This window comes from Kytococcus aerolatus, assembly GCF_900187395.1.
GTDB lineage: Bacteria > Actinomycetota > Actinomycetes > Actinomycetales > Dermatophilaceae > Kytococcus > Kytococcus aerolatus.
This window is the reverse complement of the sequence record NZ_FYEZ01000001.1, coordinates 55,396-80,594: the sequence shown is the minus strand read 5'-3', so window position 1 is coordinate 80,594 and position 25,199 is coordinate 55,396. Positions and strand designations below refer to the sequence as shown.

Genomic DNA, 25,199 nt, shown 5'->3' with positions numbered 1-25,199 from the left:
GGGCCACGCTGCCTATGCTGCGGGGATGACGCCCACCCCGGCACTCCCGGCACACCCCACGCCGCTCGGACCCGTCGGGCTGGTCCTCCTCGCGGTCGCGAGCGTCCAGGTCGGGGGTGCCTTCGCGGCAACCCTCCTGCCGACCCTCGGCGTGCTCGGGACGACCGCGCTCCGGCTCGGGCTGGCCGCCGCCGTCCTCCTCGCCGTGGCCCGACCCTCCCTCGCCGGGCGGACCCGGCAGGACTGGTCGGCGGTCCTCCTCTTCGCCGCGGCTATGACCCTGATGAACACCGCCTTCTACGGATCCCTGACGCGACTGCCCCTCGGGGTGGCCGTCACCATCGAGTTCACCGGGCCGCTCGTCATGTCGGCGGTCCTCTCGCGCACCCGGCGCGATCTGCTGGCGGTGCTGGCGGCCGCGGCCGGCGTGCTGCTCGTGAGCGGTGCGCTGCGGGTGCTGCTCGGCGGCACCCCGGTCGACCCCCTGGGGGTGCTGCTGGCAGCCCTCGCCGGGGCCTGCTGGTGCGGGTACATCCTCACCAGCGCCCGCACCGGCCAACACTTCGCCGGTCTCGACGGGGTGGCGATCGCGATGGGGGTGGGGGCCGTCGTCCTCCTGCCCTGGGGGCTGCCCGCCCTCGGGACGGCGCTGGGCCGGCCGGAGCTCTTCGCCACCGCCCTGGGGGTGGCCCTGGCGAGCTCGGCCATCCCCTACAGCCTCGAGCTCGTGGCCCTGCGTCGGCTCCCGGCCCGGGTCTTCGGCGTGCTGCTCAGCCTCGAGCCGGCCGCCGCGGCCGCCGCCGGGGCCGTGGTGCTCGGGCAGGCGCTCCGCTCCGACCAGCTCGTCGGCACCACCCTGGTGGTCCTGGCGAGCGTGGTGGTGATGACCGGGCGCCGCCCTCACCCCGCAGGGTGAGGGCGGCGCCCGAGGAGCGGATCCCGACGGCGGGGATCAGAGGTGGTCGTCGCTGGACTCCAGCACACCGTCGATTCGGTTGCCCTGGTCGTCGTGGCCCGCTCGCTCGTCCTTGCGGGACTTCCACAGGCTGGCGATCGTCGTGACCCCGAGGATCACCACGATGGCACCGAGCGACACCGCGATCGGGATGTCCGGCGCCCAGGCGATGTGCTCGCCGCCGTTGATGAAGGGCAGCTCGTTCTCGTGCATGGCGTGGAAGATCAGCTTGAGGCCGATGAAGGCCAGCAGGACGGCCAGACCGATGCCCAGGTAGACCAGGCGCTGCAGCAGGTCACCGAGCAGGAAGTACAGCTGCCGCAGGCCCATGAGGGCGAAGACGTTGGCCATGAGCACCAGGTAGGGCTCCTGGGTGAGGCCGAAGATCGCCGGGATCGAGTCCAGGGCGAAGAGCAGGTCGGTGGAGCCGAGCGCCAGGATCGTCAGGAACATCGGCGTGATGAGGCGCTTGCCGTTCTCCTTGAGGAAGAGCGAGGTGCCGCCCTCCCAGCTGTCGGTCGAGGGCAGGTGCTTCTTGGCGAACCGGATGAGGCCGTTCTCCTCGAAGTCGTCCTCGTCGGTGTCGTTGATCGACTCCAGGAAGAGCTTCACCGCCGTGTAGATGAGGAAGGCGCCGAAGATGTAGAAGACCCAGGAGAAGGCGTTGATCGCCGAGGCGCCGACGGCGATGAAGATCGCACGGAGCACGAGGGCGATGATGATGCCCCAGAGCAGGGCATCCTGCTGGTACTTCCTGGGCACACCGAAGGACGACATGATGATCAGGAAGATGAAGAGGTTGTCGATGCTCAGTGAGTACTCGGTGAGCCACCCGGCGAAGAACTCGGTGCCGTACTGGCCCCCGGCGAGGACCCAGACGCCGATGCCGAAGAGCACCGCGGCGCCGACGTAGATCGACAGAAAGGTCGTCGTCTCCTTGCGGGAGGGGACGTGGGGGTTGCGCATGGCCCACCAGACGTCGAAGGACAGCACGACGAGGGTGACCACCAGGCTCACCCCCCAGACCCAGGGATGCACGTCCATGTCAGGAAACCTTCCGTTCGGGGCGCTGCGCGCCGCTGACTGCGAACCGGAGGTCTCTCCCACCTCGGGTGGGCCGAACTCCCGGAAGGGCGCGCCGCACCGCTGCGGTCGACCCTTCGTGATGACGAGAGCTCACGCGGGGATACTCCCCTCCGTCGGGGGTCATCGTACGCGTTCCATCTGACGCAGCTCCTTGCGAAGGTCCGCGATCTCGTCGCGCAGTCGCCCGGCGAGCTCGAACTGGAGCTCGCTCGCGGCCGTGTGCATCTGGTCGGTGAGCTGCTGGATGAGCGCGGCGAGGTCGGCCATCGGCATGTCCGTGGGGCGCTCCGGGAGCTCCCCCTGGGCCACCGCCAGGTCGGCGGCCACGTCCGCTCCGGCCTGGTCGTGGGCACCACCTCCGCTCCCGCGCCCACCGGGAGCGGTCCCCCGCAGCTCGGCGAGCATCTCCGTGATGTCCCCGATCTTCTTCCGCAGCGGGGTGGGGTCGATGCCGTGCTCGGTGTTGTGGGCGATCTGGATCGCGCGGCGGCGGTTCGTCTCGTCGATCGCGAAGCGCATGGACTCGGTGACCTGGTCGGCGTACATGTGCACCTGCCCGGAGACGTTGCGGGCGGCGCGGCCGATCGTCTGGACGAGGCTGCGGTTGGACCGCAGGAAGCCCTGCTTGTCGGCGTCGAGGATGGCCACGAGGGAGACCTCCGGCAGGTCGAGCCCCTCCCGGAGGAGGTTGATGCCGACGAGCACGTCGTACTCCCCCTGCCGGAGCTCCTTGAGCAGCTCGATGCGGCGCAGGGTGTCGACCTCCGAGTGGAGATAGCGCACCCGCACCCGTCGCTCCAGCAGGTAGTCGGTGAGGTCCTCCGCCATCTTCTTGGTCAGGGTGGTGACGAGCACGCGCTCGTCCCGCTCGGCCCGCTCCCGGATCTCCCCCAGCAGGTCGTCGATCTGCCCCTGGGTGGGCTTGACGACGATCTCGGGGTCCACCAGCCCGGTGGGGCGGATGATCTGCTCCACGTACCCGTCCGACCGGTCGAGCTCGTAGTCGCCGGGCGTCGCGGAGAGGTAGACGGTCTGGCCGATGCGCTCCAGGAACTCCTCCCACTTCAGCGGTCGGTTGTCCATGGCGCTCGGCAGGCGGAAGCCGTGGTCCACGAGGGTCCGCTTGCGCGACATGTCCCCCTCGAACATCGCCCCGATCTGTGGGACGGTCACGTGCGACTCGTCGATGACCAGGAGGAAGTCCTCCGGGAAGTAGTCGAGCAGGCAGTTGGGCGCGGACCCGGGCTCGCGGCCGTCGATGTGCATCGAGTAGTTCTCGATGCCGTTGCACGAGCCCATCTCCCGCATCATCTCGACGTCGTAGGTGGTCCGCATGCGGAGCCGCTGGGCCTCCAGGAGCTTCCCCTGCTGCTCGAAGCGCTCCAGCTGCTGCTCGAGCTCGGCCTCGATCCCGCTGATGGCCCGCTCCATCCGCTCCGGTCCGGCCACGTAGTGGGTGGCGGGGAAGATGTACATCTCGTCCTCCTCGCGCACCAGCTCCCCGGTGAGCGGGTTGAGGGTGGCGATCGCGTCGATCTCGTCGCCGAAGAACTCGATGCGCACGGCGAGCTCCTCGTAGACCGGGATGATCTCGACCGTGTCCCCCCGGACGCGGAAGGTGCCCCGCTGGAAGGCCATGTCGTTGCGGGTGTACTGCATGGTGACGAACTTCCGCAGCAGCTCGTCCCGGTCGACCTCCTGCCCCCGCTCCAGGCGCACCATCCGGTCGACGTACTCCTGCGGCGTCCCGAGCCCGTAGATGCAGGACACCGAGGCCACCACGACGACGTCGCGGCGCGTGAGCAGGGAGTTCGTCGCGCTGTGGCGCAGCCGCTCGACCTCCTCGTTGATCGAGGAGTCCTTCTCGATGTAGGTGTCCGACTGCGGGACGTAGGCCTCCGGCTGGTAGTAGTCGTAGTAGGAGACGAAGTACTCCACCGCGTTGTGCGGCAGGAGCTCCCGGAACTCGTTGGCCAGCTGGGCGGCCAGGGTCTTGTTGGGCGCCATGACCAGGGTCGGTCGCTGGAGCTGCTCGATCATCCAGGCGGTGGTGGCCGACTTGCCCGTCCCGGTGGCCCCCAGGAGGACGACGTCCTCCTCACCCCCCTCGATCCGGCGGGTGAGCTCCTCGATGGCCTTCGGCTGGTCCCCAGCCGGCTGGTACTCGGAGACCACCTCGAAGGGGGCGACACGGCGCTGCAGATCGGTGACGGGGCGCATGGGAGCACGCTAGCGCCGGGCACCGACAGCGATCGGCCCCCGGGTTCCGACGGGAAACCCAGCGGACAGGAATTTGTCTTCAGGAAAACATCATGTTTCCATCTTCTGCTGGGCCCGACTGCCCCCGGTCGGGCCGCACCGTGGAGAGCGAACCGGCCGACAGCGTCCGGCGCACGATCCTCCACCCGCCAGACCACCGACCCTCCACCGAAAGGACCCCCATGTCGACTCCGCCCGGAGTGACTCCTGAGGTTCAGCGGCGACGTGAACACATCCGCACCGCCACCAACATCCGCGAGCCGGACGGCAACCTGCGCGGACGCGTCTTCTACCCCGCCGCCGCCCTCTCGCTGGCCTTCGTGGCCATCGCCGCCTTCTGGCCCGACTCGCTGAGCAAGGGCATGACCCGCGCCAACGAGCTCTTCGTCGGGTCGCTCGACTGGTACTACGTCGTGGCGACCTTCCTCTGCGTCGCCTTCTGCATCTTCGTGGCCCTCTCCCCCTTCGGCCGGACCGTGCTGGGCCGGACCGGCGAGGACCCGGAGTTCGGGCTCATCTCCTGGTTCGCCATGCTCTTCAGCGCCGGCATGGGCATCGGTCTGATGTTCTACGGCGTGGCCGAGCCGCTCTTCCACTTCGCCAGCCCCCGGCCGGAGATCCAGCCCCCGAACCTCGACGGCCCCGGCGGTGCCATCGCCCCGGAGACCACCGAGGCGGCCCGCCAGGCGATGACCACGACCTTCCTCCACTGGGGTCTGCACCCGTGGGCGGTGTACGCCCTGGTCGGCCTCGGCGTGGCCTACGCGATCCACCGTCGCAACCGGCCGGTCTCCATCCGCTACGCGCTGGAGCCGCTGCTGGGCAACCGGGTCACCGGTGGCGCCGGTGACGTCATCGACATCGTCGCCATCATCGGCACGCTCTTCGGTGTGGCCACCTCCCTCGGCCTGGGCGTGGCCCAGATCGCCGCGGGCATGGAGCACCTCGGCTTCGTCGAGGACGGCGAGAGCAAGGCCCTGCAGATCGGGGTCATCGCGTTCATCACGCTCCTGGCCACCATCTCCGTAGCGAGCGGCGTCGGCAAGGGCATCCGCTACCTGTCGAATCTCAACCTGGGCCTGGCCGTGCTCCTGCTCTTCCTGGTGCTCTTCCTCGGCCCGACCCTCTTCGTGCTGCGCGACTTCGTCTTCTCGATCGGCCAGTACCTGCAGGACTTCTTCCACCTGTCCTTCATGACCATGCCCTTCGAGGGCAAGTCGGCCACCGCCTGGCTGGGCTCCTGGACGACCTTCTACTGGGGCTGGTGGATCGCCTGGTCCCCCTTCGTGGGCATCTTCATCGCCCGCATCTCCCGCGGTCGCACCATCGCCGAGTTCATCGGTGGCGTGCTCCTCGTCCCCACGGTCGTCAGCTTCCTCTGGTTCTCGGTCATGGGTGGCAACGCCCTGCACCGCGAGATCTTCGGCAACGGCGGTCTCATCGGCGAGGGTGGTGCGGTCGATCAGAACACCGCCCTGTTCGACATGCTCCAGGCGCTGCCCGGTGGCGCCTTCATGGCGGGCGTGGCCCTGCTCATGGTGGCCGTCTTCTTCGTGACGAGCTCGGACTCGGGCTCCTTCGTGATCGACATGCTCGCCACGGGTGGCTCCGCCGAGCCGCCGGTCTGGAGCCGGATCTTCTGGTCCGTGCTCTCGGGCGGCATCGCCGCGATCCTCATCTACGCGACCGCCGACCCGGCGGCCGCGCTCGGGGCGCTGCAGACCATGTCCATCCTCACCGCGCTCCCGGTGACCTTCGTGCTCTTCGGCATCGCCATCTCGCTGATCCAGGCCCTCTCGGCCGAGCAGCACCGGGAGCGTCGCCTCGAGCACGAGGTGCTCCGCGAGCAGATGCTCCGGGAGTCGGTGGACGCCACCGTCGAGACCCTGTCCTCCGGCACCGAGCGCGCCCGCACCGAGCCCTCCTTCGTGGGCCGGGGCGCCCGCCGCCGCAACTCCGGCGAGGGCTCGACGCGCGCCTGACGCGCAGCGCAGGCACGCTCACCGCGACGGGGCGGGGACCAGCTGGTCCCCGCCCCGTCGTCATGCCCGGACGTCGTGCCCCGGGTCCTCCTGCCGGTCTCCTCGTTCGTCAGGGCCCGGTGATCGACGGCCAGAGCTCGTCCACGGCCGCCCGCAGCTCCTCGCGGGAGCCGTCATTGAGCAGCACCACGTCCGCGGCGGCCCGCCGCTCTGCGTCGCTCGCCTGGGCAGCGATCCGGGCGCGCGCCTCCTCCGGGGCCATCCCCCGGTCCCGCACCATCCGCTCCACCCGCTCCGCCTCCGGGGTCTCCACGACGAGCACGCGGTCGAACTCCTCGGCCCGCCCCGTCTCGACGAGCAGTGGGATGTCGTGCACCACCGGCTGCCCGGGGCCCGCCTCCGCCTCGAGCTGCGCCGCCCGGGCGCGGACCAGCGGGTGGATGATCCCCTCCAGCGTGCGGCGGGCCTCTTCGTCGGCGAAGACCCGCTCCCCCAGCGCCGGGCGGTCCAGCGACCCGTCGGCGGCCAGGATCCCCTCCCCGAACGCCGCGACGACCTCGGCGAGCCCGTCGGTGCCCGGCTCGACGACCTCCCGGGCCAAGCGGTCGGAGTCGATGACCAGGGCCCCGATCTCGGCGAGGCGATCGGCCACGGTGGACTTGCCGGCCGCGATGCCGCCGGTGAGCGCGATGCGTGTCATGCGCCGAGCCTACGAGTCCCCCGGTCACCCGCGGTCGGTACGGCACGCCAGAGGGCCCGCACCACGTCCGTGGTGCGGGCCCTCTGGTCTGGGCGAGGGGGTCAGCCGTGCGGCTGCTCCCCAACCCGGTCGATCAGGCGCCGGTGAGCTTCTCGCGCAGCGCGGCCAGGGCCTCGTCGGAGGCCAGGGTGCCCTCGCCGGCACCGGTGGAGGAGTCCCCACCACCCTGCTGGTCGTCCGCCGGACCACCGGAGGAGTAGGTCGTCGCGGCGGCCGGGGCAGCGGCGGCCTCGGCGTCCTCGGCGGCGGCCTTCTCGATCTGGGCGCGGTGGGCCTCCCAGCGGGCGTGGGCCTCGGCGTACTCCTTCTCCCAGGCCTCACGCTGCTGCTCGTAGCCCTCGAGCCACTCGTTGGTCTCCGGGTCGAAGCCCTCGGGGTACTTGTAGTTCCCCTGCTCGTCGTACTCGGCGGCCATGCCGTAGAGGGTCGGGTCGAAGTCCTCGATCTCGGTACCCACCTGGTTGGCCTGCTTCAGCGAGAGGCTGATGCGACGACGCTCCAGGTCGATGTCGATGACGCGGACGAAGACCTCCTGGCCCACGGAGACGGCCTGGTCCGGCAGCTCCACGTGACGCTCGGCCAGCTCGGAGATGTGCACCAGACCCTCGATGCCGTCCTCGACGCGCACGAACGCACCGAAGGGCACCAGCTTGGTGACCTTGCCCGGCACGATCTGGCCGATGGCGTGGGTGCGGGCGAAGAGCTGCCACGGGTCTTCCTGCGTCGCCTTGAGCGACAGGGAGACACGCTCGCGGTCCATGTCGACGTCCAGGACCTCGACGGTGACCTCCTGGCCCACCTCGACGACCTCGCCCGGGTGGTCGATGTGCTTCCAGGACAGCTCGGAGACGTGCACCAGACCGTCGACGCCGCCCAGGTCCACGAAGGCACCGAAGTTGACGATGGAGGACACGACACCCGGACGGACCTGGCCGCGCTGCAGCTCCTTGAGGAAGGAGGTGCGGACCTCGGACTGGGTCTGCTCGAGCCAGGCGCGACGCGACAGGACCACGTTGTTGCGGTTCTTGTCGAGCTCGATGATCTTGGCCTCGATCTCCTGGCCCACGTAGGGGTCGAGGTCGCGGACGCGACGCATCTCCACGAGGGAGGCCGGGAGGAAGCCGCGCAGACCGATGTCGACGATGAGGCCGCCCTTGACGACCTCGATGACGGTACCGGTGACGACGCCGTCGTCCTCCTTGATCTGCTCGATCGTGCCCCAGGCGCGCTCGTACTGGGCGCGCTTCTTGGACAGGATCAGACGACCCTCCTTGTCCTCCTTCTGGAGGACGAGGGCCTCGACGGTGTCGCCGACCTCGACGATCTCGTCGGGGTCGATGTCGTGCTTGATGGACAGCTCGCGCGAGGGGATGACGCCCTCGGTCTTGTAGCCGATGTCAAGCAGCACCTCGTCGCGGTCGACCTTGACGATCTGGCCCTCGACGATGTCGCCATCGTCGAAGTTCTTCATCGTCGCGTCGATGGCCGCGAGCAGCTCCTCCTGCGAGGCGAAGTCGGCAACGGCCGGAGCTGCGTTGGGGGTGGAAGTCATGTAGTAGGAACTCCGATGGACAGTGGGTGGGGCCGCCACGCGGGAACCCGGGAGCACCGGACGAGGATGTCCGGGGATCTGCACGGGAACCCGTCTGCCGTGGTGGCCGGATGGACAGGTACTCGAAAACACTGGTCAAGCAGTGCGCGCGCAGGACGCGCGCCCAGTCATCCTACAGATAGCGCGGAATCCCCTCAAACCCGGGCCCCTGCGGACCCGGGTTGCGGGAGGTGCACCGGGGGCCCGGCCCAGCGAGCGTCAGAACAGCCCGACCACGTTGCCCTCGGCGTCCAGGTCGATCCGCTCCGCGGCCGGGTGCTTGGCCAGCCCCGGCATCGTCATGATCGAGCCGGCCAGGGCGTAGACGTAACCCGCCCCTGCCGCCAGCCGCACCTCCCGGACCGGCAGCCGCCAGCCGGTCGGGGCACCCTTGAGCGTGGGGTCGTGCGAGAGGGACATCTGCGTCTTCGCGATGAGCACCGGGAGCTCGCCGTAGCCCTGCTCGGTGTACTGGGCCAGGGCCTTGCGGGCCGCCGGGGCGATGTCGATCCCGTCGGCCCCGTACACGCCGGTGGCGATCTTCTCGATCTTCGTCTCCAGCGGGTCCGAGAGCTCGTAGGTGGGGATGAAGCTCACCTCGTCCTCGCAGGCGGCCAGCACCTCCAGGGCCAGCTCGCGCGCACCCTCCCCGCCCTCGGCGACGTGGGTGGAGACCGCCACCCGGGCCCCGGCCTCCAGCGCCACCCGACGGATGACCTCGTGCTCGCTGGCATGGTCGGTCGGGAAGGCGTTGATCGCCACGACCGGCTGGACGCCGAAGGAGCGGATGATCTCGAGGTGCTTGCGGAGGTTGGCCACGCCCGCCTCGACGTCCTGCGGGGACTCGGCGAGCATCTCCGGTGGGAGCTCCTTGCCCACCTTCACCTCGAAGCGCTCCGAGTGCGCCTTGAGGGCCCGGACCGTGGTGACCAGCACCGCCGCGTCCGGGGTGAGGCCGGCGGTCCGGCACTTCACGTTGAAGAAGCGCTCGGCCCCCATGTCGGCGGCGAAGCCGGCCTCGGTGACGAGCACGTCCCCGGAGCGGATGCCGATGCGATCGGCGATCACCGAGGAGTTGCCGGTGGCGATGTTCCCGAACGGGCCGGTGTGGATGAGCGCCGGGGTGCCCTCCAGGGTCTGCAGGAGGTTCGGCTTCAGGGCGTCCTTGAGCAGGACCGCCATCGCCCCGGCGGCCTTGAGCTGCTCGGCCGTCACCGGCTGCCCCTCGCGGGTCCAGCCGACGACGATCCGGCCCAGTCGCTCCCGCAGGTCGGCCAGCGAGGTGGCCAGGGCGAGGATGACCATGACCTCACTGGCGGCGGTGATGTCGAAGCCGGACTGGCGGGTGACACCGTCCATCGGGCCCCCGTTGCCCTCGATGATCGAGCGCAGGGCACGGTCGTTGACGTCCATCACCCGCCGCCACTCGATGCGGTGCAGGCCGAGCTCGTTGCCGTGGTGCAGGTGGTTGGAGACCATCGCGGCGAGCAGGTCGTGGGCGGCGGTGACGGCGTGGAAGTCACCCGTCAGGTGGAGGTTGAGGGTCTCCATCGGCACGACCTGCGAGTGGCCGCCGCCGGCCGCCCCACCCTTGATCCCGAAGACCGGGCCGAGGCTCGGCTGGCGCAGGGCCAGCACCGGGCGGCTCCCCTCCCGGGCCAGGCCCTGGGCCAGCCCGACGGCGGTCGTCGTCTTCCCCTCGCCGAAGGGGGTGGGGGTGATGGCCGTGACCACCACGTACTTCCCGGCCGGGCGCTCGGCCAGGGCCTCGACGGCCGCGAGGTCCACCTTGGCCACCTGCCGACCGTAGGGCTCGAGCAGGTCCTCGCCGATCCCCATGTCCGCGGCCACCTCGGCCGGCGGACGCAGGGTGGCGGAGCGGGCGATCTCCAGGTCACTGGGCAGCGCGTTCATGCCCCCATCATGCGCCCCGTCGTGCCTCAGGTCACACCGAGGGTCAGTGGGCGGCGTCGTGCCAGGAGCGGCCCAGCCCGACGCTGACCTCCAGCGGCAGGTCCAGCTCCACCGCGGTGGACATCTCGTGGGTGACGAGCTCCCGCACCGTCTCGGCCTCCCCGGGAGCCACATCCACGACGAGCTCGTCGTGCACCTGCAACAGCACCCGGGAGCCGAGGCCGTCGGCGGCGAGCCGGTCGTCGACCCGGAGCATGGCGAGCTTCATGACATCAGCCGCCGAGCCCTGGATGGGGGCGTTGAGAGCCATCCGCTCGGCCATCTCGCGTCGCTGCCGGTTCGAGCTGCCGAGATCCGGCAGCGGGCGGCGCCGGCCGAGCATGGTCTCGGTGTACCCGTCGGCCCGCGCCCGGTCGACGACCTCACCCAGGTAGTCACGGACACCCCCGAAGCGCTCGAAGTAGGTCTCCATGAGCCCCTTCGCCTCCTCCGGGCCGATGCCCAGCTGCTTGGAGAGCCCGAAGGCCGAGAGCCCGTAGGCCAGCCCGTAGGACATGGCCTTGACCTTCGCCCGCATCTCGGGGGTCACCGCGTCGGGCTCCACCCCGAAGACCTGGGCGCCCACGAAGTTGTGCAGGTCCTCCCCCGCCCGGAAGGCCTCGATGAGTCCCTCATCGCCGGAGAGGTGCGCCATGATCCGCATCTCGATCTGGCTGTAGTCGGCACTCATGAGCTGCTCGAAGCCCTCCCCGACGACGAAGACCTCGCGGATGCGGCGGCCGGCCTCGGTCCGGATCGGGATGTTCTGCAGGTTCGGGTCGACGCTGCTCAGCCGGCCCGTGGCCGCGATCGTCTGCTGGTAGGTCGTGTGGATGCGCCCGTCGGTGTCCACCGCCTTCTGCAGACCCTGCACGGTGCTCCGGAGCTTGGTGACGTCCCGGTGCCGCAGCAGGGCCTCGAGGAAGGCCTCGGCGGGGGTCCCCTCCCCGGTCTGGGCCCGGAGCCACACGAGAGCGTCGGCGTCGGTGGTCCACCCGGTCTTGGTCTTCTTGGTCTTCGGCATCCCGAGCCGCTCGAAGAGCACCTGCTGCAGCTGCTTCGGGGACCCGAGGTTCACCGAGTCGTCCTCGATGGCCGCGTGGGCGTCGGCCTGCGCGGCCGCCACCTGGTCGGCGAAGTCCGACTCCAGCTCGTCGAGGCGGTCACGGTCCACGGCGATCCCCGCGGCCTCCATGCGCACCAGGTGCGCGGCCAGCGGGAGCTCCACGTCGTGCAGGAGCCGGGTCCCCCCGGCCTGCTCCACGAGCTCGGCGAGCACCGGCGCCAGATCGCGGACCGCCTGCGCCCGGTGTGCGGCCTGGAGGGCTGCACCCCCCAGCGTCTCCCCACCCTCCACGAGGTCGGCGGCGAAGAGGGCGTCGCCCCCACCCTGCTCCTCCCCCGACGGGAGCTCGCGATGCAGGTGCCGGATCGCGAGATCGCCCAGGTCGTACGAACGCTGGTCGGGCTTCACCAGATAGGCCGCCAGGGCGGTGTCGTGGGCGACGGCGTCCAGCCGCAGGCCGATCTCCCGGAGCGCGTGCACGGCCGGCTTGACGTCGTGCACCGCCACCCTCTCCGCCCCCTCGGCCAGCAGCCCGGCCAGGGCGTTCTCGTCACCCGGGGTGCGCCCCGCGAGGTCGAACCAGACCACCGACCCGGGACCCGCCAGGGCGACACCGGTGGCTTCTGCCCGGTGCCGCCCAGCGAGGCTCTCCGGCATGGCCACGAGGAGCTCCAGGCCCACCAGCTCCTCACCTTGCGCCTCCAGCCAGTCCGCCAGACCCCCCGGGGCGAGGGCCTCCACCTCGAGCTCGGCGGCCTCCCCGGTCTCCGTCCCCTCGGTCTCGTCGGCGCCGAGGTACTCGAACAGGCGGTCCCGCAGCACCCGGAACTCCAGAGCGTCGAAGACCTCGTGGACCTTCTCCCGGTCGTAGGAGTCCCACTCCGCCTCGGCCATCCCCACCGGGAGCTCCACGTCGCTCACGAGCTGGTTGAGACGGCGGTTGCGCAGGACCTGGTCGAGATGGTCCCGGAAGCTCTGGCCCGCCTTCCCCTTGATCTGGTCGGCGTGGTCGACGACCCCTCCCAGGTCGCCGTAGAGCCCGAGCCACTTGGCCGCGGTCTTCGGGCCCACCCCGGGCACACCGGGCAGGTTGTCCGCCGACTCGCCCACGAGCGCGGCCAGGTCGCTGTAGCGCTCCGGCCGGACCCCGTACTTCTCCTCGACGGCCTCCGGGGTCATGCGGGCCAGGTCGGAGACCCCCTTGCGGGGGTACAGGACGGTCACCCTCTCGTCCACGAGCTGCAGGGCGTCCCGGTCGCCGGAGCAGACGAGCACCTCGTGGCCGGCCTCGCGTCCCTGCCGGGCCCAGGTGGCGATGATGTCGTCCGCCTCGTAGCCGTCCACCTCGGCGTGGGCGATCCGCAGGGCGTCCAGCACCTCCTGCACGAGCGGGACCTGCCCGGAGAACTCGTCCGGCGTCTTGGCTCGCCCCGCCTTGTACTCCGCGTACTCCTCGGTGCGGAAGGTCTGCCGGGAACGGTCGAAGGCCACCGCCACGTGGGTGGGGCGTTCGTCCCGGATGACGTTGATGAGCATCGAGGTGAAGCCGTACACCGCGTTCGTGTGCTGGCCGGTGGCCGTGGAGAAGTTCTCCGCCGGCAGGGCGAAGAACGCGCGATAGGCCAAGGAGTGTCCGTCGAGGAGCAGCAGTCGGGTCACGCATGGCAGCCTAAGCCCGCACACCGACCACCATCCACGGAGGCACCCATGTCCGAGCCCACCCCCACCCCCGACCGGGCAGCCGCCCGGGAGAGCCTGGCGACGGTCTTCCCCGGTGGCTCCGGCACCCTGGCCGAGCGCATGGGCATCGAGGTCACCCACGCCAGCGCCGAGGAGGTGCGTGCCTCGATGCCGGTGGAGGGCAACACCCAGCCCTACGGGATCCTGCACGGCGGGGCGAGCGTGGTGCTCGCCGAGACCGTCGGCTCGATCGGTGCCGCCCTGCACGCGGGGCCGGACCGGGCCGCCGTCGGGGTGGACATCAACGCCACCCACCACCGCGCCGCGCGCTCCGGCCGGGTCCACGCGGTGGCCACCCCGCTGCACCGCGGACGCAGCATGGCCAGCTACGAGATCGTCCTCACCGACGACGAGGGGCGCCGGGTGTGCACCTCCCGCCTCACCTGCGCGATCCTCAGCACCCCCAAGGGCTGACTCAGCCGCCGGTCGGGCCCATCTGCTCCACCACGGCCACGGCGAGCTCCCGCATGGAGGTCCGGCGGTCCATCGCGGTCTTCTGCAGCCAGCGGAAGGCCTCGGCCTCGTCGAGCCCGAGCCGCGACTGGAGCAGGCCCTTGGCCCGGTCGATCTCCTTGCGGGCCTCCATCCGCTCGGTGAGGTCCTCGACCTCCTCGGCGAGGGCCCGCATCTGCTCGTAGCGCGCTCGGGCGACCGCCAGTGCGGGCGCGAGGTCGGCCGGCCCGAAGGGCTTGGTGACATAGGCCAGGACGCCGGCCTCGGCGGCCCGGTCCACGAGCTCGGGGTCGGTGAAGGCGGTGAGCAGGACGACGGGGCAGAGCTGGTCGCGAGCCATCTCCTCGGCGGCCGTGATCCCGTCCAGCCGAGGCATCTTCACGTCCATCACCGCGACGTCCGGGCGGTGCTCCCGCGCCCCCTCGACCGCGCTGCGGCCATCGGCCACCTCGGCGACCACCTCGTGCCCCAGGTCGCGGAGGATCTCCACGAGATCGAGTCGGATGACGGCCTCGTCCTCGGCCACCAGGATGCGCATGGTCCTCCTCGGCTGACGGACGCCCACCGAGGTCGGCGCAGGGGGATCGGGACGGCCGGCGCAGTGCGCGGACCGTTGGTGCCGGGAGCGGGACTCGAACCCGCACGCCCTCGCGGGCAGAGCATTTTGAGTGCTCCGTGTCTGCCATTCCACCACCCCGGCGAGCGGCGGCGACAGTGTAGCCGCCGTCCACCCGGGCCCGGTGTCCTCGGCACGCCCCGGCGAGGCGCCGGCGTCTCAGGGACGGGCCAGGCTGTGCACCCGCAGCGTGTTGACGCTCCCGGGCACCCCGACGGGCGTCCCGGCCACGACGATGATCCGGTCCCCCTCCGTGAAGCGCTCGTCCAGCGACAGCGCCTCGTCGACCTGCGCGAAGAGGCCCTCCATCGCACCCAGCGGCCCGGGCACGAGCACCGCCTCCAGGCCCCAGGTCAGCGCGAGCTGCCGCCGCACCCGCAGGTGGGGGGTGAAGGCCAGCACCGGCTCGGCCGGGCGGGTCCGTGCCAGCTTCCGGGCAGACGTCCCGGTGGTCGTGAAGGTCACGTAGGCCTTGGCGTCGACCTCCCGACCGACCTCCACGGCGGCGGCCGTCACCGCCCCGGTCACGGTGTGGGGGAGCTTGCCGAGGGCCCGCATCCGGTCCAGGCCGTGCTCCTCGGTGGACTCGATGATCCGGGTCATGACCTTGACGCACTCCACCGGGTTGATGCCGATCGAGGTCTCCCCGGAGAGCATCACCGCGTCGGCGCCGTCGAGCACCGCGTTGGCGCAGTCGCTGGCCTCGGCCCGGGTGGGGCGGGGACTGCTGATCATGGACTCCAGCACCTGCGTGGCCACGATGACCGGCTTGGCGCGGCGCCGCGTGAGCTCCACCGCCCGCTTCTGCACCACCGGGACGTCCTCCAGCGGCATCTCCACCCCGAGGTCCCCGCGGGCCACCATGATCCCGTCGAAGGCCTCGACGATCTCCTCCAGGCGGTCCACCGCCTGCGGCTTCTCCACCTTCGCGATGACGGGCACCCGGTTGTCCAGCTCCTCCATGATCGCGTGGACGGGCTCCAGGTCCTCGGGCCGCCGCACGAAGGACAGGGCGACGAGATCGGCCCCGGCCCCCAGCGCCCAGCGCAGGTCCTCGGCGTCCTTCTCGGTGAGCGCGGGGGTGCTGACCTCGACGCCGGGCAGGTTGATGCCCTTGTGGTCGCTCAGGGGGCCCCCGACGAGCACCTCGGTGCGGACGTCGGTATCGGTCACCTCGACGGCCCGCAGCTGGATGGCGCCGTCGTTGACCAGCAGCCGGTCGCCGGCCGAGACGTCCGCGGCCAGGCCCGGGTAGGTGGTCCCCACCTCGGTGGCGTCCCCGCCCACCTCGCGGGTGGTAATCGTGAAGCGCTGCCCCGGCTCCAACTCGACCGGGCCGTCGGCGAAGGTGCCGGTCCGGATCTTCGGGCCCTGCAGGTCGACCAGCACCGCGATGGCGTGCCCGGACTCCTCCTCGATCCGGCGCAGGCTCGCGATGAGCTGCTCCATGTCGGCATGGGTGCCGTGGGACATGTTCAGCCGGGCGACGTCCATGCCGGCGTCGACGAGCTGCCGGAGCACCTCGTGGTCGGTGGTGGCGGGGCCGAGGGTGCAGACGATCTTGGCGCGGCGCATGGTGGCCTTTCGAGCTCGGTGGTCGGCGGCTCCTGATCCCGGCCGGGGCGCGGGGTCAGTCGGTGCGGGCGCCGCTCTCCTCGGCGTCCCGGTGACTGGGCGCGCCCTTGCGCCCTGCTCGCCAGTATAGGAACAGACCGAGCAGGAAGACGGCCAGCGAGACCCAGACGTTGATCCGCTGCCCGAAGAAGGTGTTGGCCTCGTCGGTGCGCATCATCTCGATGAAGAAGCGCCCCAGCGTGTAGAGCATCAGGTAGAGCCCGGCCAGCTGGCCGGCGGCGAAGGTGCGCACCCGGTCGAGCCAGAGGACGAGCGCCGCCATGAGCACGCACCACACCGCCTCGTAGAGGAAGGTCGGGTGGAAGGTCCCCAGCACCACCGGGTCCCCGGCGGCGTCGGTCACGGCACGGCCTGCGGCGTGGTCCCACTGGTGGATGCGCAGCCCCCACGGCAGGTCGGTGGGCCCGCCGTAGAGCTCGTTGTTGAACCAGTTCCCGAAGCGCCCCAGGGCCTGGGCCAGCAGCAGACCCGGGACGACCGCGTCGGCGAAGGCCGCGAAGGACCACCCCTGGGAGCGACAGGCCCACCAGGCCCCGACGGCCCCGAGGGCGACCGCGCCCCAGATGCCCAGGCCGCCCTCCCAGATCGCGAAGGCCTTCCAGGGGTCGCCCCCCTCCCCGAAATAGGCCTCCGGGGAGGTGACGACGTGGTAGATCCGCCCGCCCACGAGGCCCAGCGGGAGGGCCCAGGTGGCGACGTCCAGGACGTCGTCGGCCTCTCCCCCGCGGGCCTTCCAGCGGCGGACGGTGAGCCAGAGGGCCACGCCCACCCCGGCGAGGATGCACAGGGCGTAGGCGCGGACCGCCACGGGCCCCAGCCACCACACCGCCTGCGTGGGGCTGGGGATCACCGCGGGGAGATGGGTCACTTGACCGAGGCCTCGGAGCGCTGGGCCGGCTCGGCGGACTCCACCTGGGAGAGGAAGTCCTCGGTGGTGTGGTCGATGCGCTCACCGTTGAGGAAGACGCTCGGGGTCCCGGTGACACCCATCTCGAAGGCCTTCTCGTTGCTCTTCCGCGCGTAGTCGGCATAGGTGCCCTCGTCGACGCACTTCTCGAAGGTCTTGAGCTCCTGGCCCTTCAGGCCGGCGTCCTTGCCGAAGCCCTTGAGCTCGTCGTCGGTCCAGCCATCACCCTCGCGCTCCGGCTGGTTGGCGAAGACGGTGTCGTGGTACTTCCGGAAGGCGTCCGCGTCGGCCGCGCAGAGCGCGGCGTTCGTGGCGCGCACGGAGTGGTCGGTCCCGATGTTGTCGTCGAGGAAGGTCATCGGGTGGTAGACGACCTGCAGCTTGCCGTCGTCCACCAGCTGGTTGAGCTCCTTGCCGTACTGGGCCTCGAAGCCACCGCACCCGGGGCACTGGAAGTCCTCGAAGAGCGTCAGGACGGGGGTGCCCTCCTCACCGAAGGCCAGCCCGCTGGCATCCTCCGGCAGTCCCTTCGGGGTCTTCACCGGCTTGTCCGAGCCGCCCTCGGAGGAGCTCGAGGAGGACTCTCCGCCGGCCTTCGGGTCCTCGTCGCCCCGCTGGTTGAGCCAGATGGCGAGGATGACGGCCGCACCCACCAGAAGGGCGAGGATCAGCCCAACCAGGGCCTTGCTCACACCGGCGCCGCCGGAGCCTCCTGCCGGGTGGGCGCCGGAGCGGCGCGGGGTCTTGTCAACGGGCATGGTTCCTCCTGGTGCGGTGGACGGTCAGTGGCCGAGGTGGTCGGCCAGCTCCGCCACGAGGGCGGACATGGTCGGGAAGGTAGGAGCAGTGGCTGGGCGTTCGCTGGGAGCCGCGGCCCGGGTGTCACGCCCCAGGGCCGCGACCACGGCGGAGCCGCAGATGACCCCGTCGGCATAGCCTGCGACCTCGGCGGCCTGCGCACCGGTCGACACACCGACCCCCACGCACACCGGCAGGTCGGTTGCGGCCCGGATCCGCTCCACCACCTCGGTGGCCCGCGAGGACACCGAGGAACGGGCTCCCGTCACCCCCATCGTGCTGGCGGCGTAGACGAAGCCCGAGGAGGCGGCGGCGATGGCGGCGACCCGCTCCGGGGTGGTGCTCGGCGCCACGAGGTGGACGGTCGAGAGACCGCGCGCGTCCGCGGCGCGGCGCCACCGACCGGCCCCCTCGGGGGGCAGGTCCGGCAGGATGACCCCGCTGCACCCGGCATCGGCCAGCTCCGCAGCCAGGGTCTCCACCCCCCGGGCGAGGAGCGGGTTCCAGTAGCTCATGAGCACCGGGACACCACCGGCCGCCGCGACGGCGCGCGAGCACTCCAGGGCGTCGTCGAGACCCGCCCCCTGGTGCAGGGCCCGGTCGACGGCGTCCTGGATGACCGGGCCGTCCATCACCGGGTCGGTGTAGGGCAGGCCGATCTCCACGACGTCGGCGCCGGCCTCCACCGCCGCGACCATCGCGGACCGCGAGCTCTCGACGTCCGGGTAGCCCACCGGCAGGTACACCACCAGCGCGGCGCGGCCCGCGGCCCGGGTGTCGGCCAGCCGCTGCTCCAAGGCGTTCACCGGCTCTCCTCCGCGCTCTCGGTGGTCTTCCCCGCCAGCTCGTCGTCCAGCAGGCCGAACCAGCGGGCGGCGGTGTCGACATCCTTGTCGCCCCGACCGGAGAGGCTCACCAGGACGACGCCCTCCGGGCCCAGCCGGCGGCCCTCGGTGAGCGCCCCGGCGATCGCGTGGGCGGACTCGATGGCCGGGATGATCCCCTCGGTGCGGCACAGGAGACGGAAGGCCTCCATCGCCTCGCTGTCGGTCACCGCCAGGTAGCGGGCGCGACCGGTCTCGTGGAGGTGCGCGTGCTCCGGCCCGACGCTCGGGTAGTCCAGCCCGGCGGAGATCGAGTGCGTCTCCAGGGTCTGGCCGGCCTCGTCCTGCAGCACGTAGGTCGCCGCCCCGTGCAGCACACCCGGCCGGCCCGTGGCGAAGCGCGCGGCGTGGCGACCGGTCTCCACGCCCTCGCCGCCGGCCTCGCAGCCGACGAGCTCCACCTCGGCGTCGTCGAGGAAGCCCGAGAAGAGCCCCATCGCGTTGGAGCCACCGCCCACGCAGGCCACCGCCACGTCGGGCAGCCGACCGGTGAGCTCGAGGACCTGCTGGCGGGCCTCGGTGCCGATGACGGAGTGGAAGGTCCGCACCATCGTCGGGAAGGGGTGCGGCCCGGTGACCGTGCCCAGCACGTAGTGGGTGTCCTCGACGCTGGCGACCCAGTCGCGCATGGCCTCGTTGATCGCGTCCTTCAGCGTGGCCGAACCGTGCTCCACGGCGACGACCTCGGCGCCGAGCAGCTCCATCCGGGCCACGTTGAGCGCCTGCCGGCGGGTGTCCACCGCACCCATGTAGACGGTGCAGTCCAGGCCCAGGAGCGCCGCCGCGGTCGCGCTGGCCACGCCGTGCTGGCCGGCACCCGTCTCGGCGATGATCCGCCGTTTGCCCATGCGCTGCGCCAGGAGGGCCTGCCCGAGCACGTTGTTGATCTTGTGGGACCCGGTGTGGTTGAGATCCTCCCGCTTGAGGAGGATCCGCGCCCCGCCGGCGTGCTCGGCCAGCCGGGAGGCCTCGGTGACCGGGTTGGGCCGACCGGTGTAGTCCCGGTGGAGGGCGTCGAGGCGCTGCGTGAACTCCGGGTCGGCCACGGCCCGGTGGAACTCCTCGGTGAGCTCCACGAGCGCGGCGGTCAGGGCCTCGGGGACGTAGGCCCCGCCGAAGTCCCCGAACCGGGGGGTGAACAGGTCGGTCATGACACTCCTGGGAGGCCGGCGGAGACCAGCGCGCGGGTCGCAGCCTCCGGGTCGGACGAGGTGACGAGGGACTCGCCGACGAGTGCCGCCCGGGCCCCTCCGGCGGCGGCGCGGCGGACGTCGGCGGCGGTGCTGATGCCGGACTCCGAGACCGCCACCCGGTCCCCGGGAACCAGCGGGACGAGGCGGTCCGGGGTCCCGGGGTCCACCTCGAGGGTCCGCAGGTCACGGGCGTTGACCCCGATGATCCGCGCGTCGGCCGCCACCGCCCGCTCCAGCTCGGACTCGTCGTGGACCTCCACCAGGGCCTCCATCCCGAGCTCGCGGGTGAGGGCCAGGAGATCCCCAAGCTGCTGGTCGTCGAGCGCGGCGACGATGAGGAGCACCAGGTCGGCCCCGGCGGCCCGGGCCTCCTGCACCTGGTACTCCCCCACGAGGAAGTCCTTCCGGAGGACGGGGAGGCCCACCTCCGAGCGGACGGCGACGAGATCGGCCAGGGAGCCCCCGAAGCGGCGCGCCTCGGTGAGGACGGAGACGACCGCCGCGCCGCCGGCCTCGTAGGCGCGGGCGAGGGCCGCCGGGTCGGCGATCGCCGCCAGCGAGCCCTTGCTCGGCGACCGGCGCTTCACCTCCGCGACGAGGGAGACACCCGGCTGCTCCAGGGCGGGGAGCGCCGGGCGCACCACCGGCGCGCTCGCGGCCTTCTCCCGGACGGCCCCCAGGGGCACGGCACGCTCCCGCTGGGCGACGTCCTCACGGACGCCCGCCAGCAGCGAGTCGAGCACCGAGGCGCTCACTCGTCGTGGGTCGACCCGTAGCCCATCTTGGCCATGACCGGCCAGGCGAGCGCACCGATGACGGCCAGGGCGGTGCCGCCCCAGGTCATCGGGTCGTTGGACAGGACGATGCCCACGGTGATGACCACGGCGCCGATGATCATGAGGGTGACACCGGTCCACGCGGCGGTGCTGTGGCCGTGGTCCTCGTGCACCTCCGGCGGCTCCGGGGCACGCACGGGGGCCTGGGTCGTCACGGTGTGGTCGTACTGGCTCATGATCATCCTTCGTCAGAGGTGCTGATGGCGAGGCGCCGCCGCCGGCGACCCGCCGGGGCAACCGCATTGTCTCAGGTCGGGTCCTCACCTCGCGTGAGGCTGTCCCAGAGCGGTTCGTCCTGCGTGTCGCGGGTCTGCTCCCGATCGTACGTCGCCCCCAGGCCCTCCCAGCGGGCCACCAGCACGACCCCCCCGAGCGCAGCCAGGAGGGCACCCCCCAGCACGCCGGTCCAGGGCAGCCACCCCGCGGCCGCGTCGACGGTGACCGCGGAGGCCTCCCCCAGACCCCAGGCCTCGGCCACCCGGGCGGCCACGGGACCGGCCGGGTCGCGCAGCACGCCGATCGCGGCAGCCACCATCCCCAGCCCGGAGAGGACGAGCACCAGCCCGGCGACCCGGCGGGCCACCGGTCCCACGAAGGCAGCCGCCAGGAGCGCCGCGGCGGCGCAGAGCAGGGCGGGCCGCGGCCACGGGCTGGCCTCGGTCCCGGAGAGGGAGAGCTCCTGCCCGCCCACTCCCCCGACACCCTCGGCCACGCCGTGGGCCCAGGTGCCGGTCAGGGCCAGCCCGAGGGCTGCGCACAGGGCCAGCCCCCCGAGCACGACAGTCGGCTTGTTCGGGGTCATCCCGCATCCTTCCGCTGGGCGGCCCACGAGGCGTGGAGCCGTTGGTAGGTCTGGCTGCTGGCCAGCACCTCGTCATGGTGCCCCACCGCGTCCACCCGCCCCTGCTCCATCACCACGACGACGTCCGCGGCCTCCGCGGTGGAGAGCCGGTGGGCGATGGCCACCGAGGTGCGTCCAGCGGTGAGTCGTTCCAGGGCCCGCTGGACGCGGACCTCGGTCATCGGGTCGACCGCCGAGGTGGCCTCGTCGAGCACCAGCAGGTCCGGGTCGGCGAGCCGGGCCCGGACGAGGGCCACCAGCTGCCGCTCCCCGGCGGAGAGGGACTCGCCCTGCTGGCCGACGGGGGTCTGCAGACCGTCGGGCAGGTCGGCGAACCAGTCCGCCAGCCCGAGCTCCTCCACCGCGGCCTGCAGCTCGCCGTCCGTCGCTTCCGGGGCCGCGAAGCGCAGGTTCTCCGCGAGCGTGTCGTCGAAGAGGAAGCCCTCCTGGGGCACCAGGATGATCCGTTGCCGGAGGGAGGCGAAGGAGATCTCCCGCAGATCGGTGCCGTCCAGCTCCACCGATCCCTCGGTCGGGTCCTGGAGCCGGGTCATGAGCTTGGCGACGGTGGTCTTGCCCGAGCCGGTCTCCCCCACGATCGCGTGCCGCCGTCCCGCGGCGAGGTGCAGGTCCACCTCGTGGAGCACCCTCCCGCTGCGCGGGTAGGCGAAGGAGACGCCCCGGAAGTCGACCGTCGCCGGACCCCGTGGGCTGGTCACCCCCGGCTCCGGGTCGGCCACGTCGGCCGGGGTGTCGATGATGCCGATGACGCGCCGCCAGCAGGCCACCGCGTTCTGCAGCTCGTTGAGGATCTCCGTGGCCTGGTTCACCGGCTGGGTGAACAGCTGCACGAGGAACACGAAGGCGACGGCCTCGCCGACGGTGATGAGGCCCCGGCCGACCAGCACCGTGCCCACGCCGACCACCGCGGCCACCGCCAGCCCGGAGGTCAGCATGCCGAGGGTGAAGACCGAGACGCTGCGCCACTGGGCCCGGGTGGCGGCGTCCCGGTGCTCCTCGATCGCCGCCCCCACCCGGGTGCGGGTGATCTCCTGGATGCCGTAGGCCCGGATGGTGCTGGCTCCCCCGATCGTCTCGGTGAGGGCACCGAGCATCGACCCGACCCGCTCGCGGACCCGGGAGTACCCGCGGCCGATGAAGGGCTGCAGCCGGCGGATGGCCAACATCATCGGCAGGAAGACCAGCCAGACGGTCAGGGCGAGCCAGGGGCTGTAGAGGACCATCAGCGCGGTGACCACCACGATCTGGCCGATCGACAGGATGAGCATGATCCCGCCGAACTGCACGAACTGGCTGATGGTGTCCACGTCGCTGGTCACGCGGGAGACCAGGACCCCGCGCCGCTCCGTGCTCTGGGTGAGGACCGACAGGTCGTGGATGTGCCGGAAGGCCCGAGTGCGGAGGGTCGCCAGGCCGCTCTCGGCGGCGGTGAACAGGCGGATGTTCACCAGGAAGTTGGCCACCGAGAGGATCACCAGCAGCACGGCCGTGACGGCCGCGAGGCGGAGCACGTGCCCGACGTCCGGGCCCCCCTCGGCCAGCAGTCCGTGGTCGGTGGCCTGCTGCACGGCCACGGGGACGGCGAGCTTGCCGACCGTGGCCGCCCCGGCCAGGGCCAGGGTGAGCCCGAAGCCGCGGGTGAGCTCCGGGGACAAGGACAGCCCGCGACGGATCGTCGCCAGGGTGCCGGAACCGGACACGCCGATCCGGGCCCCCTCGGGCCGGGTGCTCACGGGCTCCGGGGTGGCGGGGCTCATCGGGCGGCCTCCCGCTCCGCGGTGCGCTCGGCGTGGTCCCGGGCGTAGGCCCCCACGACCCCGGCGTAGACCGGCTGGGAGCGCAGCAGCTCCTCGTGCTGCCCCTGGGCCAGCACCCGACCCCGGTCGATGACCGCCACCTGGTCGGCCAGGTGGATGGTCGCCATGCGGTACGCGATGACCACGACGGTCATGTCGGTGGTCCCCTCCCGCAGGCGGGTCAGGATCTGCCTCTCCACGGCCGGGTCCACCGCGCTCGTCGCATCGTCCAGGACGAGCAGCCGGGGGCGGCGGATGATCGCCCGGGCCAGGGCGATGCGCTGCCGCTGGCCACCGGAGAGGGAGCCACCGCGCTCACCCACCTGCTGGTGGAGCCCTCCCTCCAGCCCGTGGACGAAGTCAGCGGCGCAGGCGATCTCGAGGGCCTCCCAGACCTGCTCGTCCGTGAAGCGGTCGTCCCCGAGGGTGACGTTGAAGCGGACGCTGTCGTCGAACATGAAGGCCGTCTGCTCCACCAGGACCACCGCGCCCACCAGCGCCTCCGGGGAGAGCTCCTCCAGCGGGACCCCGTCGTAGCGGACCTCCCCACTGGTGGTGGGCAGCAGCCCGAGCAGCAGCGAGGCGAGGGTCGACTTCCCGGCCCCCGTCGGGCCCACGAGGGCCAGGGTGCGACCGGCGGGCACCGAGAGGTCCACGGCGTCCAGGGCCGCGCTCCCCGTCGCGTCCTCGTGGTGGTGGGAGACGCCCCGCAGCTCGACGGACAGGCCCCCCTGGCCGGGCAGCGCGCGCCCGCCCCGGGCCGGCCCGCCCGGGGTGTCCAGCACCGAGCGCACCCGGCGCCAGCCGACGGCCGAGGTGGGCGCCTCGGAGAGCACCCAGCCCAGCGCGCGGACCGGCATGGCCAGCAGGGTGAACAGGTAGGCGACCTGCACCACCTCGGCGGTCGTGACCTCCCCCTGCCGGGCGCGCAGCGTGCCGACCACGAGCACCGCCAGCGTGCCGAGCTGGGGCAGCACGTCGATGAGGGGGTCGAACACCCCCCGGACCCGGCCCATCGAGACCGCGGCGTCCCGCAGCTCCTGCGCGCTCCGACCGAAGCGTGCGGTCTCCCGCTCCTCCCGGCCCATGGACTTCACGAGCACCCCGGCCTCGAAGGACTCGTGGGCGATGCGGGAGACGTCCGCCCGGAGCTCCTGGGTCCGCTGCGCCCGCGGCGACATGCTGCGCTGGTACCAGTAGTTCAGACCCGCCAGCACCGGGAAGACCACACCCGCCACCGCTGCCAGGAGCGGGTCAACCAGGACGATCTGGATGCCGGCGAAGACCAGCAGGAAGATCACCCCGATGAACATGGGCAGCGGCATGAAGATGCGCCAGGTCGCGTCCACGTCGGCGTTGGCGTTGCTCAGCAGCTGCCCCCCGGGGTGGCGCCGGTGCCAGGAGAGGGGCAGCCGGAGGTAGGCGTCCGTGACCAGGCGGCGGAAGGTGGCCCCGAGCCGGAAGGTCACCAGGCCGCCGGCGATCCGTCGCACGAGCATCGAGGCGGCCTGCAGCAGGTAGGCACCCAGCACGACCCCGAGTGCCCCGGCGGCTGCCCGCCACCCGCCACCGGCTCCGCCGGCAGCCGGCTCCAGCACCTCGCCGGTGGCCCAGCCGACGGCGCGCGAGACCGCGATGATCGAGGCCGCCCACGCGATCGACCCGAGGACGGAGAGAGCGAAGAGCCAGGGCTCGCGGCGCACCCCCTCGACCACCACCCGGAGGGCCTCGACCGCCGAGACGTCCTCGGCCAGGAGGTCGCGGCGGGCCGACGGAGCCGTGGGGGGCATGGGTCTCTCCGTTCAGCGGGGGCCGGGGCAGGGGGTC

The 25,199-nt window shown here is 71.9% G+C and carries 20 protein-coding genes and 1 tRNA gene; 3 read left to right on the top strand and 18 right to left on the bottom strand.

The window, feature by feature from the left end:
* Positions 1–25: 25 nt before the first annotated feature.
* Complete coding sequence (locus CFT82_RS00335; RefSeq protein WP_088817130.1) at positions 26–916, top strand: EamA family transporter; 891 nt, start codon at positions 26–28, stop codon at positions 914–916.
* A 36-nt stretch (positions 917–952) separates the two neighbouring features.
* On the opposite strand, the gene CFT82_RS00330 is transcribed toward CFT82_RS00335, so the two are convergent.
* On the bottom strand, positions 953–1,999 hold the full coding sequence (locus CFT82_RS00330) for a TerC family protein (protein ID WP_088817129.1): 1,047 nt from the start codon (positions 1,997–1,999) through the stop codon (positions 953–955).
* Positions 2,000–2,161: 162 nt separating this feature from the next.
* Positions 2,162–4,261: an excinuclease ABC subunit UvrB gene (gene uvrB, locus CFT82_RS00325; RefSeq protein ID WP_088817128.1), complete on the bottom strand. Its 2,100-nt coding sequence runs from the start codon at positions 4,259–4,261 to the stop codon at positions 2,162–2,164.
* Between the two features lie 239 nt (positions 4,262–4,500).
* Here uvrB and CFT82_RS00320 point away from each other — a divergent pair, with 239 nt between their 5' ends.
* Positions 4,501–6,282, top strand: a complete 1,782-nt coding sequence (locus CFT82_RS00320; protein WP_234994203.1) for a BCCT family transporter — start codon at positions 4,501–4,503, stop codon at positions 6,280–6,282.
* A 109-nt stretch (positions 6,283–6,391) separates the two neighbouring features.
* On the opposite strand, the gene coaE is transcribed toward CFT82_RS00320, so the two are convergent.
* The 4 genes from coaE to polA form a co-directional block, all read right to left on the bottom strand.
* Entirely contained in the window at positions 6,392–6,982 is a 591-nt protein-coding gene (gene coaE, locus CFT82_RS00315) for a dephospho-CoA kinase (RefSeq protein WP_088817126.1), read from the bottom strand.
* 133 nt (positions 6,983–7,115) lie between these two features.
* On the bottom strand, positions 7,116–8,594 hold the full coding sequence (gene rpsA, locus CFT82_RS00310) for a 30S ribosomal protein S1 (RefSeq protein WP_088817125.1): 1,479 nt from the start codon (positions 8,592–8,594) through the stop codon (positions 7,116–7,118).
* A gap of 258 nt (positions 8,595–8,852) precedes the next feature.
* Entirely contained in the window at positions 8,853–10,547 is a 1,695-nt protein-coding gene (locus tag CFT82_RS00305; protein ID WP_088817124.1) for a formate--tetrahydrofolate ligase, read from the bottom strand.
* A 43-nt stretch (positions 10,548–10,590) separates the two neighbouring features.
* Positions 10,591–13,311 carry a DNA polymerase I gene (gene polA / locus CFT82_RS00300; protein WP_088817123.1) on the bottom strand — a complete coding sequence of 907 codons (2,721 nt, stop codon included), beginning with the start codon at positions 13,309–13,311 and terminating at the stop codon, positions 10,591–10,593.
* Positions 13,312–13,359: 48 nt separating this feature from the next.
* Between polA and CFT82_RS00295 the strand changes: the two genes are divergently transcribed.
* Positions 13,360–13,806, top strand: a complete 447-nt coding sequence (locus CFT82_RS00295; protein WP_088817122.1) for a hotdog fold thioesterase — start codon at positions 13,360–13,362, stop codon at positions 13,804–13,806.
* Between the two features lies 1 nt (position 13,807).
* Here the strand turns inward: CFT82_RS00295 and CFT82_RS00290 are convergent, their stop codons facing one another.
* The 12 genes from CFT82_RS00290 to CFT82_RS00240 all read right to left on the bottom strand — a co-directional run bounded on the left by CFT82_RS00290 (position 13,808) and on the right by CFT82_RS00240 (position 25,162).
* Positions 13,808–14,383, bottom strand: a complete 576-nt coding sequence (locus CFT82_RS00290) for an ANTAR domain-containing response regulator (protein ID WP_088817121.1) — start codon at positions 14,381–14,383, stop codon at positions 13,808–13,810.
* A gap of 76 nt (positions 14,384–14,459) precedes the next feature.
* A tRNA-Leu gene (locus CFT82_RS00285) sits at positions 14,460–14,545 on the bottom strand.
* A 75-nt stretch (positions 14,546–14,620) separates the two neighbouring features.
* Positions 14,621–16,036, bottom strand: coding sequence for a pyruvate kinase (gene pyk, locus CFT82_RS00280; protein WP_088817120.1), 1,416 nt, complete (start codon positions 16,034–16,036; stop codon positions 14,621–14,623).
* Between the two features lie 55 nt (positions 16,037–16,091).
* On the bottom strand, positions 16,092–16,964 hold the full coding sequence (gene lgt, locus CFT82_RS00275; protein WP_088817119.1) for a prolipoprotein diacylglyceryl transferase: 873 nt from the start codon (positions 16,962–16,964) through the stop codon (positions 16,092–16,094).
* Complete coding sequence (locus tag CFT82_RS00270) at positions 16,961–17,761, bottom strand: DsbA family protein (protein WP_088817118.1); 801 nt, start codon at positions 17,759–17,761, stop codon at positions 16,961–16,963. The genes lgt and CFT82_RS00270 overlap by 4 nt, the downstream gene beginning before the upstream one ends.
* Positions 17,762–17,785: 24 nt before the next feature.
* Positions 17,786–18,607: a tryptophan synthase subunit alpha gene (gene trpA / locus CFT82_RS00265; protein ID WP_088817117.1), complete on the bottom strand. Its 822-nt coding sequence runs from the start codon at positions 18,605–18,607 to the stop codon at positions 17,786–17,788.
* Positions 18,604–19,836 (bottom strand): tryptophan synthase subunit beta, encoded by a 1,233-nt coding sequence (trpB, locus tag CFT82_RS00260; protein ID WP_088817116.1) that lies wholly within the window; start codon positions 19,834–19,836, stop codon positions 18,604–18,606. The genes trpA and trpB overlap by 4 nt, the downstream gene beginning before the upstream one ends.
* Positions 19,833–20,633, bottom strand: a complete 801-nt coding sequence (gene trpC, locus CFT82_RS00255; protein WP_234994202.1) for an indole-3-glycerol phosphate synthase TrpC — start codon at positions 20,631–20,633, stop codon at positions 19,833–19,835. The genes trpB and trpC overlap by 4 nt, the downstream gene beginning before the upstream one ends.
* Positions 20,630–20,890, bottom strand: coding sequence for an HGxxPAAW family protein (locus tag CFT82_RS11940; protein ID WP_234994201.1), 261 nt, complete (start codon positions 20,888–20,890; stop codon positions 20,630–20,632). The genes trpC and CFT82_RS11940 overlap by 4 nt, the downstream gene beginning before the upstream one ends.
* A gap of 71 nt (positions 20,891–20,961) precedes the next feature.
* The gene (locus tag CFT82_RS00250; RefSeq protein ID WP_088817114.1) at positions 20,962–21,516 is read right to left on the bottom strand and encodes a Trp biosynthesis-associated membrane protein; all 555 of its coding nucleotides are present in this window, start codon (positions 21,514–21,516) and stop codon (positions 20,962–20,964) included.
* Entirely contained in the window at positions 21,513–23,333 is a 1,821-nt protein-coding gene (locus CFT82_RS00245; protein ID WP_088817113.1) for an ABC transporter ATP-binding protein, read from the bottom strand. Before CFT82_RS00245 ends, CFT82_RS00250 begins: the two co-directional genes overlap by 4 nt.
* Positions 23,330–25,162: an ABC transporter ATP-binding protein gene (locus tag CFT82_RS00240; RefSeq protein WP_088817112.1), complete on the bottom strand. Its 1,833-nt coding sequence runs from the start codon at positions 25,160–25,162 to the stop codon at positions 23,330–23,332. The genes CFT82_RS00245 and CFT82_RS00240 overlap by 4 nt, the downstream gene beginning before the upstream one ends.
* Positions 25,163–25,199 lie beyond the last annotated feature (37 nt).

Excerpts from the sequence above, each read along its gene's own strand:
- CFT82_RS11940 (WP_234994201.1), bottom strand. The coding sequence starts at position 20,890 with ATGAGCCAGTACGACCACACCGTGACGACCCAGGCCCCCGTGCGTGCC.
- CFT82_RS00245 (WP_088817113.1), bottom strand. The coding sequence starts at position 23,333 with ATGAGCCCCGCCACCCCGGAGCCCGTGAGCACCCGGCCCGAGGGGGCC.
- CFT82_RS00295 (WP_088817122.1), top strand. The coding sequence starts at position 13,360 with ATGTCCGAGCCCACCCCCACCCCCGACCGGGCAGCCGCCCGGGAGAGC.
- CFT82_RS00335 (WP_088817130.1), top strand. The coding sequence starts at position 26 with ATGACGCCCACCCCGGCACTCCCGGCACACCCCACGCCGCTCGGACCC.
- CFT82_RS00240 (WP_088817112.1), bottom strand. The coding sequence starts at position 25,162 with ATGCCCCCCACGGCTCCGTCGGCCCGCCGCGACCTCCTGGCCGAGGAC.
- CFT82_RS00330 (WP_088817129.1), bottom strand. The coding sequence starts at position 1,999 with ATGGACGTGCATCCCTGGGTCTGGGGGGTGAGCCTGGTGGTCACCCTC.
- rpsA (WP_088817125.1), bottom strand. The coding sequence starts at position 8,594 with ATGACTTCCACCCCCAACGCAGCTCCGGCCGTTGCCGACTTCGCCTCG.
- CFT82_RS00305 (WP_088817124.1), bottom strand. The coding sequence starts at position 10,547 with ATGAACGCGCTGCCCAGTGACCTGGAGATCGCCCGCTCCGCCACCCTG.
- coaE (WP_088817126.1), bottom strand. The coding sequence starts at position 6,982 with ATGACACGCATCGCGCTCACCGGCGGCATCGCGGCCGGCAAGTCCACC.
- CFT82_RS00290 (WP_088817121.1), bottom strand. The coding sequence starts at position 14,383 with ATGCGCATCCTGGTGGCCGAGGACGAGGCCGTCATCCGACTCGATCTC.
- CFT82_RS00270 (WP_088817118.1), bottom strand. The coding sequence starts at position 17,761 with ATGCCCGTTGACAAGACCCCGCGCCGCTCCGGCGCCCACCCGGCAGGA.
- pyk (WP_088817120.1), bottom strand. The coding sequence starts at position 16,036 with ATGCGCCGCGCCAAGATCGTCTGCACCCTCGGCCCCGCCACCACCGAC.
- CFT82_RS00250 (WP_088817114.1), bottom strand. The coding sequence starts at position 21,516 with ATGACCCCGAACAAGCCGACTGTCGTGCTCGGGGGGCTGGCCCTGTGC.
- trpB (WP_088817116.1), bottom strand. The coding sequence starts at position 19,836 with ATGACCGACCTGTTCACCCCCCGGTTCGGGGACTTCGGCGGGGCCTAC.
- uvrB (WP_088817128.1), bottom strand. The coding sequence starts at position 4,261 with ATGCGCCCCGTCACCGATCTGCAGCGCCGTGTCGCCCCCTTCGAGGTG.